Below are 14,125 nucleotides of genomic sequence, written 5' to 3'. Positions count from 1 at the left end.
TACCAGTAGAACCAGATGTATAGATAACGTAGCTCAGGTTTTCCGGCTTGACTCCACTATCAGGATTGGCGATCGCCTCTGGTTCGATCTCGTCCCACATCGTATCGATCGGGATAACACTGACACCAGGCTCGACAACTAAATTGCTAATTAACTTTTGCTGGGTGACGATAACCGTAGCTTGAGAGTCTTGCAGCATGAAGCCAATTCGGTCTGGGGGAAAATCTGGATCGAGGGGAACGTAAGCACCCCCTGCTTTGTGAATTCCTAGTAGCGCCACCATCATTAAGAGCGATCGCTCTACGTGCAACCCTACTAAAACGTCGGGACCTACGCCTTGTTGTTGTAAATAACGAGCTAGTTGATTGGCTTTGGCATTCAGCTCTCCGTAGGTTAACTGTTGCTCCTCAAAAGCAACGGCGATCGCATCGGGGTTGAGGGTGACTTGCTGCTCGAACAACTGATGGATGCAGCAATCTCTAGAGTATGGTTTTACTGTTTGGTTCCACTCCACCAAAATTTGGTGTAGTTCTGTAGCGGAGAGTAACGGGAGTTGGTACAGTAATTGTTCGGGATGTTCGACACAGGCATCGATCAGACTCCGAAGTTGCTGGGCGATCGCCGCACTATTGACTTCATCGATCGCTCCAGCGTGAATCAATTCCGGCAAGCTGCCATCTTCATAGGCAACCAGGGCAATTGTTGCTCCTAAATCAGCCCACTCCAGTCGATTGGGGTTCTCCACTAGAACAATTGTTACTTGGAGGGCATCTTGGGAAAGCTGCTGTAATTCTGGATGACGGGCAAAGATATCTACAGTATAACTACCTAGACGAGACGCACGATCTAATCCTGCTTCAAAGCGTTTCTGAAAATCGGTAAATGGCTCCTCAGCAACAGACTGAACGCGAATCGGAACTTGTTGAGCAAAAATTTCTGGAGCAATACTGCGCTGTGCTGCGGTTTGCAGTCCCAAGTCAAACTCTGACTCTGTTGCCAATCGCGTGCAATAAACTGCGAACATGGTTAGTAGCGATCGCGGTTCTACCCGTTTGGGTGATAGCAAAATAGGGTATCGGTGCAAACTATCGGACGATGTATTCAGCGCTCCAACTTGTAAATAGGGATGTTGAAACGGAGTCAGTTGTGCCAGTTGCTTGACCCATGACCGTTCGTGACGAGCGATCGCCGCATTACGCTGACCGAGCGCATCTCTCAGTTTGGCATTGAGTTCGGGCAAAATAACGCCAACACGCACGCTGTAAGATTGCTGCAAGTTTTCTAACGTGAGGGGTTTTCCCTCAAGCGATGTCAGACGGCTCAGCCGTACTGCACCATCCCTAGTGGCAATGCAAATTCCATCTGGATCGAGTTCTAACACCTGTCCCACACTTGCGTGGGAGGTTACTACTGCATCAGCAGCTCCCACAGCAACGACTCCATCTGGTAAACAGAGTTTGGGTAAGCCTAGTGGATTGCGGATTGGACCAAAATCTAATGCCCGCACTAAATTACAAAGCTCTTTACTGCTCGTGTCAAACGACAAAACGCAAGCTGCTGCTGGGCGATCGCTGGAACCAAAATAACTCTGTTGCGAGCGATCCTGTGGCAATGGCTTTAACCGATCGGTTGCCAGTTCCTCTATTAATTCGTCAAAGGTAGCGATCGCGACATCCAAGCAGCGAGCATTTAGATCGAATGCTGTATCAGTGGGTTCAATAGGTACTATTTGCTGTTTGAGAATGCGTCCAGCGTCAATGTCAGAGATAACTTCATGCCAGGTGATACCGTGTTGCCGTTCGCCATGAAGCAACGCCCAAGAGGTTGCATATAACCCCGCATACTTTGGCAAAAGTGAATCGTGAAAGTTAATTGTTGCTTTTCGTGCCTGGGCAATGACTTTTGGTGGTACGATCCACCAGACGTTGTTAATACTGAAAAGGTAGTCGTACTCCGTACTGAGTAACAGATCTTGAAAAGCAGATAGGGAAGGAGCATGAGGAATGCCAAGTTCCTCTGCAAACTTAACTAGTGAGTTATCTGCTGAATAAACTCCAAGGACTTTGTGTTCTGCTTTTAATAAAATCTCTAAGCACTTTACTGCAAGAACACCATCACCTACAACAAAACAAGAGAAGCTAGACATAATTATTTCCTAATGTACGCGATCGAATGAGTCATTTAATTCACCCTAATCATTGGGTTATTAGTCGTACACACTGCAAAGCTGTATACCCTATTTCAGTAAGAATATTGGGCAATAATTTGTAAGGCGATACATAGTTTTTAAAAAAAATATGTTTGCTTTACATTTAGAATATAATTAGATTTAGTTTTAGCATTTATCCATACTTTACACTTTGAGAATGTAAATCGACTCAGTGAAACTTCTATCGGTATATTCACTTAGAAATAGTGGCGAGAGATAATAAGATACAAATAATCGAGCTTGGCCGTAATAAAGTTAGCAGCTTAACAAAGATAAATTGTTAATAGCTAAATCAATGTTTAGTTCTAGCCTAACCCTCTGTGAGCTAAATCAAAACTTTTAAACTATAAATCACAATCAATAAATAACCTATTAAGAGCTTATCTGTTATGAAGATAAAACAAAGGTTCAGAAGATGGGCGTTAAGATTTGATGAAACGCTTTTTCCTTTATACCAGATTGGGATATTTGCTGAGTATCATTTGCTTGTAAGAGAATGAGTATCTAATAGGCGATCGCAGTTTAAAACGCCTGTTGATTCATTATTTTTACTTTAAATATACCTACTATCTAAAACTTTAGTAAAGTTAGCCTGCTAGAAGCAATTTTTAAGCAATTGTTGCTTTACGTTACAGATGAGGTTTTTAGTTAAGAAACTATATGTTCCACAAATTCCTTAACTTTCAATACAAGAAGCGTAGTATTTTCTACTTAACTGAACTGGCAGTTGAAGTAGCAACAATCTATTCTATGTTTTAAGCTATTCAAAAACCGTTAAAAGGTAAGAAAACCCAGTATACATAAGACTAAAAATCTTTGATTTTTGGCAAAATAGAGTGGACGATTTCCCCTAGCAATTAAAGTTTAAATTAGGTAGAACAATGGCAACACTCACTACAAAAGAACGCAATCTTTTTCAAAGTTTAGTTAGATTATCAACAGAACAACGTCAGTTATTTGAACTACTACTAAAAAAACAAGGTGAAGATTTGGCTCAGTTTGCCATTCCAAAACGAATGACATCCGAGCTGATTCCGCTGTCCTATTCTCAAGAAAAAATTTGGACGATCGCACAGTTAACTCCAGATTCATTTGTTGATAACGTACCTGTGGCTTTTCACGTTTCTGGAGAGCTGAATCTACCAGTTTTTGAAAAAAGTGTAAATCTTCTGATCGAGCGAAATGAAATTTTACGAACCACGTGTACGATCCGAGTTCGTCAGCCAATTCAAACTGTGATGACTACCTTCAAACCTTGGGTAGAGACAATCGATCTCAGGAATTTTACTCGAGAAGAAGGATTAGAACGTGCTGCAAATAGAGCGAAAGAAATTGCACAGATGCCATTCGATCTGTCACAAGATGTACTTTTTCGAGCTACAGTATTTTGCCTTGGGGAACAAGAGTTTATCATACTACTGGTGACGCATCAATTTGCCATCGATGGATTGTCTGTCAGATTTTTACTGCAAGAATTAGCAACTTTATATAAAGCAATTTTAGTTGGCGATCGCTCGTCTCTTCCAGAGCCAAATATCCAATATGCTGACTTCGCAGTTTGGCAGCGACAATGGTTTTCTGATGCAATCTTTGAACCGCAAATTACTTACTGGAAAAAACAACTCAGCAGCGTGCCGTCACAGTTACAATTACCCATTTATCAAAGTCGTCAATTTGCCACACTTGAGGCAGGATGTGATAAATTTGAGTTTTCCCCAACTTTATCCGATAAATTAAGAGCGTTATGTCGCCAGCAAGGTGTCACATCCTTCATGGCATTTGTAGCTTTGTTTCAAATCATCATACATCGCTGTACGTTAGAAAATGAAATAAGTATCGGTACGATTATTTCAAATCGTAACCGTAGCGAGATAGAGAAAGTTGTAGGAAACTTCGCTAACAACCTTCTCCTCCGTACAACCTTTTCCAACGATTTGAACTTTGGTGATGTTTTAGCAAAAGTTCGAGAGACAATCCTTGATGCTTATACTTATCAAGATCTACCTTTTCAACGCTTAGCTGAATCTTTAGAAAGCCTGCCTCAATTTCAAGTCTTGTTGTTGCTAAGAGACAGTACCACGGCTCAAAATTTAGATCTACCCGCTCTCCATGTCCAAGACTTTCCAGTCGATCTGGGTGTGACTCGAATGGAATTGAACTTGGACATCACCGATAGTGGCAAAGGTTCTATTTTTGGAAAGCTAGAGTACAAATCAGCATTATTTGAAGCGTCAACCATCAAACAAATTTTGAAGAATTTGCAAGTTCTGTTAGAAAGAGTGACTGAAAATCAAAATCGGAAAATCGCCGATATCGTACTGCCTGAAACAATCGATTGTTCCCTATACAATGAGAATTTACAAGATAAATTAGCTACAGCACAAATCTCTAGCAAACAATGTGTAGCTCCTACAACAGAGATAGAAAAAGAACTTGTCACAATATGGGCGGAAATTCTAGGTCATCCGGAAGTTGGCATCCATAATAACTTTTTTGAGTTAGGCGGTCATTCTCTATTGGCTGTGAAACTATTTGCTGAGATGGAGAAGCGGTTTGGGAAAAACTTACCACTATCTATTTTATTTCAAGCACCAACTATCAGCCAGCTAGCCGATGTTGTCCGACGTACTGAAGAAACCGTCTCTTGGTCTCCTCTAGTAACTATTCAAGCTGGTGACCCTAAGAAACTCCCGCTTTTTTGCGTACACGGTGCTGGATTTAACGTGCTGATCTATCGTGATGTAGCACTCAATTTAGGCTCAGACCAACCTGTATATGGATTGCAAGCGAGGGGTTTAGATGGTAATAGACCGGTACACCTGGACTTTGAGAGCATTGCATCTGACTACATTCGTGAAGTTCAGTCTGTTCAACCTGAAGGACCCTATATGATAGGAGGTTTATCGAATGGCGGTTGTATTGCATTTGAAATGGCGCAACAACTTCACGCTCAGGGACAAGAAGTGATTTTGCTAGCTTTGTTCGACACTTATACTCCAGATGCTATTGCGCTACTTCCTCCTTTGCCACGATTTCTATCCTCTGTTAATTATCTTCGGCAGCACATGCTTCCTCCTTACCTGCTAAAAGTGCGATCTCAGCCTCATATTTTACTGAGCGAGTTGCAAACAGCTTTGGGAGCGATTAGGAAAGTTTTGCAACAATCTCAAGCTGGAACAGAGGTATTAAATCGAGAAAAGAAGCGTGGTTTGTTCTCAAAAGTTCATACGCAAAAGTCAAGTTCTATGTTTGCAGATCCAGAGGATTTTTCAGCCTCTAGTTTTTTGGAACAGAAGTTAGCTCAAATCAGTAAGTATATTCTACAGCGTTCTTCCTGGGCATTCCTTACGCCATCAACTCAGCTTGAGGAAATGGATGATGTTATATCAACAAATCTGAAGAATTTAGAGGAGATTTATAGCAAAGGTCAAGAGACTTACAACCCCCAGCCATATTCAGGAAGAATTACTGTCTTTAAAGCTGGAGAAACGCCCCCAGGACATCAAGTAGATACTCAATTAGGGTGGGGTAGTATTGCCCAAGCTGGAGTTGAGGTATTCGAGATCCCAGGCAATCATACTTCTATTATGGAAACTAAACTTTTGGCAGAAAAATTGAGATTGTGTATTGAGAAGGCTGTTGGCAACTGAGATTTAATTTTTTATTCTTTGTCAACGTCATCAAGATTTAATTGAGGCGATCGCGTTCGTAGGGTAATGCGATCGCTTCTCTATCTTTAGGTATAGAAATAGAGAATGCACACAATTAACATTTAGCTGCTTAAATTTAGACATTTTTTCCATCTCATAAAAATAATCTAAAGCTTGATTTGTATGCCCCCCTATAGGATTGAAATTTTTATACAAAATCGTTTTGATTAAAAGGCTGATTAAGATTATGTCTAAAGCATAAAGCTATGCCAATCGTTCCATTGATGCCAGCTCTTTCTTCTGGTTGGCTGTATCATCCAATACAGCCATATTTAGCGCTGCATATCCCAGATGGCTTTTTAAACCTACCCGTAATTGCTGTTACCTGGATACTGGCGATCGTCCTGATCGCCATATCTCTAAATCGCGTGCAGGCAGACTACCAGGAAAAGGCAGTGCCTCTAATGGGCGTTTGCGCTGCATTTATCTTCGCCGCACAGATGATCAACTTTCCCATTCCAGGTGGCACATCCGGTCATTTGCTGGGAGGTACTCTAGCAGGAGCGCTGTTAGGTCCTTGGGCGGGAACGCTAGTGATGACAGTCGTATTCATCGTGCAAGCGGTGGTGTTTCAAGATGGAGGCTTGACGGTATTAGGAGCAAACATTTTTAATATGGGTCTGATCGGTACGTTTGCCGGTTACTATCTTTACAAAGCAATTCGCTTTGCCATTGGTAGAAATAAATTGTCAGGGATGGCTGTAGGAGCAGCAGTCGCGGCTTGGGCGAGTGTAATGATTGCCGCGATTATTTGCGCGATTCAACTTGCTGTCTCTGGAACCGTTCCCTTAGCAGTCGCAATCGGAGCTATGGCAACATGGCACGTCCTCATTGGGATTGGTGAAGCAGCAATTACAGTTGTAGCACTTGTCTTTATCTGGCGAACTCGCCCTGAAATGTTTTACGATCCGCCCCGTCGGGCTGTATCGCCAAGAAACAGAATAGGAGTTGGGAGCTAGGGAAAAAATCAAAAGTCATGCATCGCTAGGGGCGGGTTTTGACCCAAAATTTCCAGTTGTGGCTGTCCATCTCTTTGCTAAACCCGGCCGTACAAAAGTCAAAAGCAGACATTTATCTTCGTGTCCCTCTCGATTTTGAAAAGCTTTGAAACTGATTTTAGCGAGACTACCGTATGAGTAATAATTTGACGCGATCGCGTAACCGTGCTTTTGCGATCGCTGGATTGGGAATTGCCCTAATCGTCGCCGTTTTCCTCTCTCCCTTTGCCAGCCAAGATCCCGACGGCTTAGACAGAGTTTCCCAAGACCTTAAATTTGAAGACAAAGCCGCAGAGGATGCCCCAGCTAGCAAGTTACCTTTTTACTCCATTTTCGATGAATATGCCCTTCGAGGAGTTCCTGAAGGAATAGCAACCCCCATAGCTGGTTTAGTCGGTACGCTAGCTACTTTCGGCTTAGCCTGGGGAATCGGGAAAATAGTCATTCGGCGTTCTGATTCCTCGGAAGATAGCGATCGGTAAGCAGTTATCAGGGAGCAGGGAGCAGGGAGCAGGGAGCTGTTATCAGTAACCAGTGACCAATGACCAATGACCAATGACCAATGACCAATGACCAATGACCAATGACACTATTACATATTCGGGCATTTCATCTAGATATTGATAGCCACAAAAATACTGTTTGGCACGCCCTTGCACCACGCACTCGCATTTTGTGTGTTTTACTGATGGTTTTTGCCATTGTCTTGACTCCCAACGGACGCTGGTGGACGTGGGGATTTTACGGCATAGCCGTTATTAGCTTATTATTCCTCACTCGCATTACTTTACCCGTACTGCTCAAACGCATAGCCGTGGAATTGTCCTTTGTAAGTGTAGTTTTACTCGGGACTTTGTTTCGGGATGGAGGCGAAGTTATTTGGGCATGGGGATTTTTACGAATCACCACCACAGGATTAACCGTATTGGGTAGCGTCACGCTGAAGGCGTTGCTATCGCTCATGATGTTAAATTTACTGACTTTAACGACATCAGTGCCAGCTTTGTTAAATGGTTTATTAGAATTACGTATTCCACCTTTACTCGTCGCAACTATTGCTTCTATGTATCGTTATTTGGGTGTATTGATAGGTGAATTCAACGCGATGCGACGAGCAGCAGCCTGTCGTAACTTAATGACTAATAGATACTGGCAGCGATTAGTTATTGGAAATACGATTGGTTCTCTATTCATTCGTACTTACGATCGCGGCGAACGAATTCATCATGCTATGTTATCGCGAGGTTATCGGGGAGCATTTCCAGTTGAAAAAATCCCCTTAGCAGGAAGACGCGACATTGTAGCTTTAGCGCTAACTTTAATTGTGATGCTAGCAGGACAAAGCGTTGATTTATTTAGAAAGTGACCAGTTATCAGTTATCAGTTATCAGTGAGGGCTGCTATAAATTTTGAATTTTGAATTGCTCCTTCAGCTTCGCGACTCTCTCTTCTCGCCTCTAGTTAAAATGCATCACAACCCGATCCTTGTGGAAAATCTCAGTTATGCCTACCCTGATGGTACGCAGGCACTTAGGAAAGTGAATTTGGCGATCGCATCTGGCGAGCGAGTTGCCTTAATTGGGGCGAATGGTTCGGGAAAATCGACATTACAGTTACACTTAAACGGAATTATTCTGCCTCAAGAAGGGAGGGTGATGGTAGGAGAGTGGGTTGTGCAGCCTGAAAATTTACAATTAATTCGGAATTTTGTCGGGCTAGTATTTCAAAATCCTGACAATCAAATATTCATGCCTACAGTCTGGGAAGATATCGCTTTTGGTCCGATGAATTTGGGTTTGCGGGGAGAAGAATTGCATAAACGAGTTTTGCAAGCGATGGCACATGTAAACATCGATCCAGAATGGTACGGACATCGCAGTACGGAGAATCTCTCAGGAGGAGAGAAAAAAAGAATTGCGATCGCGGGTGTTTTGGCTATGCAACCCCAGATTTTAGTGCTAGACGAACCCTCAGCTCAACTCGATCCTCGTTCCCGTCGCCAATCAATCGAATTGCTCAAATCTCTTCCGATTACTCAACTCGTTGCCACCCACGACTTAGACTTAGCTTTAGATTTGTGCGATCGCACCGTGGTTTTGAGTCAGGGTCAAGTGGTTTACGACGGTACAACCGAACGAGTCATGGGTGATGCCAAATTCTTACTAGAACACGCCCTCGAACCACCACTTAGCTACAGTCGTCCCTACTGTAATTTGGAAGATACTCCTTTGAGGAGATAAGGGAGAAGTTGTCAGTCGTCAGTCGTCAGTCAAAACACCAACAACTCTCTTGCTAATATCCGCTTGCCGACTCTTGATACTCCATAAAGAGTCAGTATACATCTATCTCAAGTATCAAAAATTTTTATTAATTAATTGACACTAATTTTCTTTAAAACTATACTAGAGGATCTGAAAAATATTTGCGAATCTTTGTCAAAAGATTCCGCCAATACGCTGGCGATATCATGCCGAACAAATTTTTTCTGAGCAAATCAAAAACTTGGAACCGCCGCCAATTGTTGAAATGGGGGTTAGCAGGTGCAGGAACTGCCGGTGCTGCTGCTGTAGGGCTACACTTTGCATCCCGAAGTCATTTCGCCGTGCGCGTGCCACCAATACCACCTAGCAATCCATCAGACGATCGCGGTTTGCAACCCATGACCGTTCTCAGAGATTTCGACTACGGCACGCTGAAAAGGGAAAACGGCAGAAATATTCGCGAATTTCGGATTACAGCTCAAAACACGACGATTCAACTCAATCGCGCTGTTGTTTTTAACACCTGGAATTTTAACAATCGCATCCCAGGACCAACTTTACGCGCTAAACAAGGCGATTTCATCCGTGTTGTCTTTCTCAATCAAGGCGGGCATTCTCATTCAATGCATTTTCACGGCATTCATCCTACAGAAGAAGATGGCGTGCGTCCGATTCGGCATGGTGCGGCAACAGTTTACGAATTTGAGGCAAAGCCATATGGCATTCACCTCTACCATTGTCACGCCGAGCCTGTGACCCGTCATATCGGCAAGGGATTGTACGGTATGTTTATCATCGATCCGCCTCAAGGACGGCCGCCAGCAGATGAAATGGTTTTAGTTATGGGTGGCTTTGATGTAGATGAAGATAAGCACAACGAGCTGTATGCCTTTAATGGTTTGCCGGATTACTACCACATGCACCCAATACCTGTTTACCAAAATCAGCTCATTCGGCTTTATTTGCTCAACATGATCGAATTAGATCCGGCAGTGACATTTCACATTCACGCTAACTTCTTCAAGGTTTATCCCACGGGCATGACTCTCAACCCCAGCCACGAATCAGATGTCATCACGATGGGGACAGCCGAACGTCACATTTTAGAATTTGCCTATCCCTATACGGGCAAGTATATGTTTCACCCCCATCAAGACGCGATCGCCGAAGCAGGATGCATGGGCTATTTTGACGTGATTAGTCAGGCATAGATACTAAATTTTGTCAAATCAGTTGACAATAATTTTCACCAAAACTCACTTTTCAATAAGGAAGGCTGAAAATGTTGCGGAAATTACCAAACGGGCGGAGAGTGGCACAAGACAAAAATTCCTGGTTCCTAAGCTTCGATCGCAGAATTAGGGCGATCGCACGGTTCCTATTGCTTAGTATCAGCGCTGCAATGTTGGCGATCGTTGTTAGTTGCACTCAACAAACACCAGATAACAGTAATAACCCCTCTCCAGCCCCTGCAACGAATACAAGCGCCTCTGCACCCAACCACCAACAACATGGCGGGAAAGAGCAAATTAACATCAATACTGCAATCCTTTCAGAATTAGATAAATTTGAAGCCATGTTAGGCGTACCTGCCTTGTCTAATAAAATTCAAGCCAGTCGCCCCTATGCTAACCCCGAAGAACTCGTCTCTAAAAACGTCGTTACCCAAGAGCAATTCGACAAAATTAAGGACATGGTGACAGTAGAAGATGTTGTGCTGACTGGGGAAGCTAAAGATGTAGACTACATGTCCAAACTCGGCTTGATGAAAGGACACTTAATCGTAGCAAAAGAATTACTTGACAAACAGTTACCGAAGCAAGCAGAACCGCACATCGGACATCCAGTAGAGGAAATCTACGTGGATGTGGAAGATCAGCTCAACGAACGCAATGTGAAAGAATTTAAGACAACTTTGATTGGCTTGCAAGATTTGATTAAAGCTCAGCCCAAGTCCGATAAAGTTCAAGCCGACTTTTCCACTTCTATGCAAGCAGTAGACGGTGCGATCGCGGCATTACCGGAAAACGAGCGTTCTTCCGCCGCATTTAACCTTCAAGTCATCAACGAATTACTCGATGCTGCTAACTCCGAATATGGAGCGGCGATCGCTAATGGTAAAATTGCAGCTGCTATTGAGTACCAAGACTCCCGTGGTTTTGTTATCTATGCCAACAACCTTTATCAAAAGATTGCCGACCAAATGGCAAAGGAAAACCCCGAAGCACACAAGACAATAGAGACTAGTCTAAAAGACCTTGCCAAAGCTTGGCCCTCTCCCGTTCCACCAGCCAAACCTGTCAATACTCCCGAGGAAGTATCTCAGTTAGTCAAGGCGATTGAGCAAAACTCGCAGCAAGTTATTAGCAAATCTAATCCCTCTGCCTAAACCCAGATTTGTTACAGTTAGAAATTGTCTGTCGTCAGTAGGTAATAACGAAATGCTAGAACCTACTGACGAATGACAAATGACCAATGACAAGTGACAAATAACAATGCGCGAACTCGACCAAAAACAGACAACCGAACTGCTAAACTCCATCATGGAGTTTGAACTGGCGGGGGTAGTACGCTACACCCATTACTCTTTGATGGTGACTGGTCCCAACCGGATTCCAATTGTCGAGTTTTTCAAACTGCAAGCTACTGAGTCTCTTGCCCATGCCCAACAAGTAGGAGAAATTTTAACTGGTTTGGACGGACATCCTAGCCTGAGAATTGCTCCGATGGAGGAAACCTACAAGCATACGGTACGGGATATTTTGGAAGAAAGTCTTTCTCACGAACGAAAAGCGCTAGATTTATATAAAAAGCTGCTCGATACTGTAGAAGATGCCAGCGTTTATCTAGAGGAATTTGCCCGTACCATGATTGGAACGGAAGAACTGCACAACATCGAAATTAAAAAGATGCTCCGCGATTACAGCGGTAGTACTGTGTAGTATTGATGGTCGATCGTTGATGGTTTGTAGTTGCGAACAATTAACTATTGACTATTAACAATCAATGATTTTGTGAAATTATCTGGATAAAATTACTTAGAAAATGCAATGAATTTTAGTGCCGCTCTACCTACTTTTGTCATTACCCTGCGGGAGGGAGTAGAAGCAGCTCTCGTCGTGGGGATAGTTTTGGCTTTGCTTAAGAAAGCCAAACAGAGCAAACTCAACTCCTGGGTTTATGCTGGTGTTGGAGTTGGAATCGCCGCGAGTGCGTTGGTGGGTTTGTTATTCAGTGCCATCGTTCAAGCTCTAGGTACAATAAATCCTGAATATACTTCAGTAGTAGAGCCACTGATGGAAGGAGTCTTCAGCGTTGTGGCAATTGTCATGCTCAGCTGGATGCTGATTTGGATGACTCGTCAGGCGCGGTTTTTGAAGGCGGAAGTGGAAGGGACGGTGACGGCGGCGCTCAAACAGGACAATGGTGTGGGTTGGGGCGTTTTTAGCTTAATTTTCATTGCCGTACTGCGAGAAGGGTTTGAAACCGTCTTATTTATTGCTGCCAATTTTCAACAAGGTTTTTTTCCGGCGATTGGAGCAATTGGTGGTTTAGTGACTGCGATCGCGATCGGGTTTTTGTTATTTAAGTGGGGCGTAAAAATTAACATTCGCCTATTTTTTCAAATCATGGGCGTTTTATTATTGCTAATCGTGGCGGGGTTAGTTGTTTCTGCACTGGCACATTTTGATACTGCTGTTGCTACTCTTGCCAAATTGAATCGACAGTCAGAAAGTCTGTGTTTTTATTACGAACGCTTCACCCGCAATCCCTCGTGTATTTTGGGACCAAGAGTATGGAATACCTCGAAAATTTTACCAGACGAGCAATTCCCTGGCGTAATTTTAAAAGCCTTATTTGGCTATCGAGATGACCTATTTTTAGTCCAGGCAATATCTTATGTAACGTTTTTAGTGACTGTAGGTGGGATTTATTTTCGTAGTTTAGGCATCGGTGGAAGTAACCCAAAATCAGAGGCTGCGACTTAACTAGTAAGGTGCGTTAAATAACGCACCCTGCAATTATGAAATGTTACACGTGCTGAAAAATTACCTTAGCATATTCCTCGGCAGTATTTTGCTCGGCAAACTGTTTCATGCTAGTGCGATCGCCTAAACTTGTAGCGTCAGTCAAAAATCGAGTTAATCCTTGAGCAATTTCACTTGGTATCGTCGAATCTACACCTAACCCTAGCTGATAGCGTTTAACCATCTCTCCCATTAAACCGTAGTTGGAACTGAGAACTGGTTTTTGGACTGCGGCAGCTAATAGTAAAATGCCACTCATACCAATATGACGTTGATATGGAGCTAAGATAACATCAGCAAGTTGAAAATATGCTTGTACGGTATCTTCAGAAATATATTCAAACCGCGTCAGAATTTGTACGGGGTGTGACTGCTGAACTCGCTCGATTTGTGACTGGATGGCTGCTTGCTCTGATAGATCTGCATTGCCGACAATTAAGAGACAGATTTGTGCGCTAAGATTTGATGGCAACTGCGATATCGCTTCCAGCATTTGATACACTCCTTTACGTTCGGCTTCAAACGAACCAAACAGAAGAAATATTTGCCGATTAGCATCAATACTTAATTTTGTTTTGAGAAGATCTGGCTGTATGATTTCAGAAACATGGCGATCGACTTGGACTGGATCTGGTAAATGTACGGCTGCTACATGAGAATTCAATCGCTCCAAATGTTTGATGACGAAGGGATCGAGACAGAAGAGAGTCTTCAATTGTGGATGTTTGAGCATCCGTGCTATGACAGTTTTCTCCCGATATTGTTGCAGAAAACTTTTTCTAGAAGGTACGTAGCTACTAAAGTCGCTATAGTGAAAAGTTGGCTTAAAATATATTCCAGATAATTTGCAAGGTGACTTGAATCCTAGAGCTAGTGGAATTTGACAAGTATCTAAATACATAATTAGACACTCACTAGC

At 43.0% G+C, this 14,125-nt stretch carries 11 protein-coding genes; 9 read left to right on the top strand and 2 right to left on the bottom strand.

Annotation, left to right across the window (positions count from 1 at the left end; translation table 11 throughout):
- On the bottom strand, window positions 1–2,146 hold a 2,146-nt coding region (locus ACRC32_RS23960; RefSeq protein WP_438556328.1), incomplete at its 3' end, for an AMP-binding protein.
- Between the two features lie 944 nt (window positions 2,147–3,090).
- Here ACRC32_RS23960 and ACRC32_RS23955 point away from each other — a divergent pair.
- The 9 genes from ACRC32_RS23955 (at window position 3,091) to ACRC32_RS23915 (ending at window position 13,167) form a co-directional block, all read left to right on the top strand.
- Window positions 3,091–5,859, top strand: coding sequence for a condensation domain-containing protein (locus ACRC32_RS23955; RefSeq protein WP_438556327.1), 2,769 nt, complete (start codon window positions 3,091–3,093; stop codon window positions 5,857–5,859).
- A 266-nt stretch (window positions 5,860–6,125) separates the two neighbouring features.
- Complete coding sequence (gene cbiM / locus ACRC32_RS23950; protein ID WP_438556326.1) at window positions 6,126–6,878, top strand: cobalt transporter CbiM; 753 nt, start codon at window positions 6,126–6,128, stop codon at window positions 6,876–6,878.
- Window positions 6,879–7,051: 173 nt separating this feature from the next.
- A complete protein-coding gene (locus tag ACRC32_RS23945) occupies window positions 7,052–7,399 on the top strand; it encodes a PDGLE domain-containing protein (RefSeq protein WP_438556325.1) in 348 nt (115 codons plus the stop codon).
- Window positions 7,400–7,500: 101 nt separating this feature from the next.
- A complete protein-coding gene (gene cbiQ / locus ACRC32_RS23940) occupies window positions 7,501–8,283 on the top strand; it encodes a cobalt ECF transporter T component CbiQ (RefSeq protein WP_438556324.1) in 783 nt (260 codons plus the stop codon).
- 100 nt (window positions 8,284–8,383) lie between these two features.
- Complete coding sequence (locus tag ACRC32_RS23935) at window positions 8,384–9,157, top strand: energy-coupling factor ABC transporter ATP-binding protein (RefSeq protein ID WP_438556323.1); 774 nt, start codon at window positions 8,384–8,386, stop codon at window positions 9,155–9,157.
- A 227-nt stretch (window positions 9,158–9,384) separates the two neighbouring features.
- Window positions 9,385–10,389, top strand: coding sequence for a multicopper oxidase domain-containing protein (locus ACRC32_RS23930; protein WP_438556322.1), 1,005 nt, complete (start codon window positions 9,385–9,387; stop codon window positions 10,387–10,389).
- A 71-nt stretch (window positions 10,390–10,460) separates the two neighbouring features.
- The gene (locus ACRC32_RS23925) at window positions 10,461–11,567 is read left to right on the top strand and encodes a helix-hairpin-helix domain-containing protein (RefSeq protein WP_438556321.1); all 1,107 of its coding nucleotides are present in this window, start codon (window positions 10,461–10,463) and stop codon (window positions 11,565–11,567) included.
- Window positions 11,568–11,673: 106 nt separating this feature from the next.
- Window positions 11,674–12,120 (top strand): ferritin-like domain-containing protein, encoded by a 447-nt coding sequence (locus ACRC32_RS23920; protein ID WP_438556320.1) that lies wholly within the window; start codon window positions 11,674–11,676, stop codon window positions 12,118–12,120.
- Window positions 12,121–12,228: 108 nt separating this feature from the next.
- On the top strand, window positions 12,229–13,167 hold the full coding sequence (locus ACRC32_RS23915; RefSeq protein WP_438556319.1) for an FTR1 family iron permease: 939 nt from the start codon (window positions 12,229–12,231) through the stop codon (window positions 13,165–13,167).
- Window positions 13,168–13,210: 43 nt separating this feature from the next.
- On the opposite strand, the gene ACRC32_RS23910 is transcribed toward ACRC32_RS23915, so the two are convergent.
- On the bottom strand, window positions 13,211–14,125 hold a 915-nt coding region (locus ACRC32_RS23910), incomplete at its 5' end, for a glycosyltransferase (RefSeq protein WP_438556318.1).

The organism is Chroococcidiopsis sp., assembly GCF_051657925.1.
Classification (GTDB): domain Bacteria; phylum Cyanobacteriota; class Cyanobacteriia; order Cyanobacteriales; family Chroococcidiopsidaceae; genus Chroococcidiopsis.
Note: the sequence above shows the minus strand (reverse complement) of the source record. Positions and strands in the feature narration are given on the sequence as shown.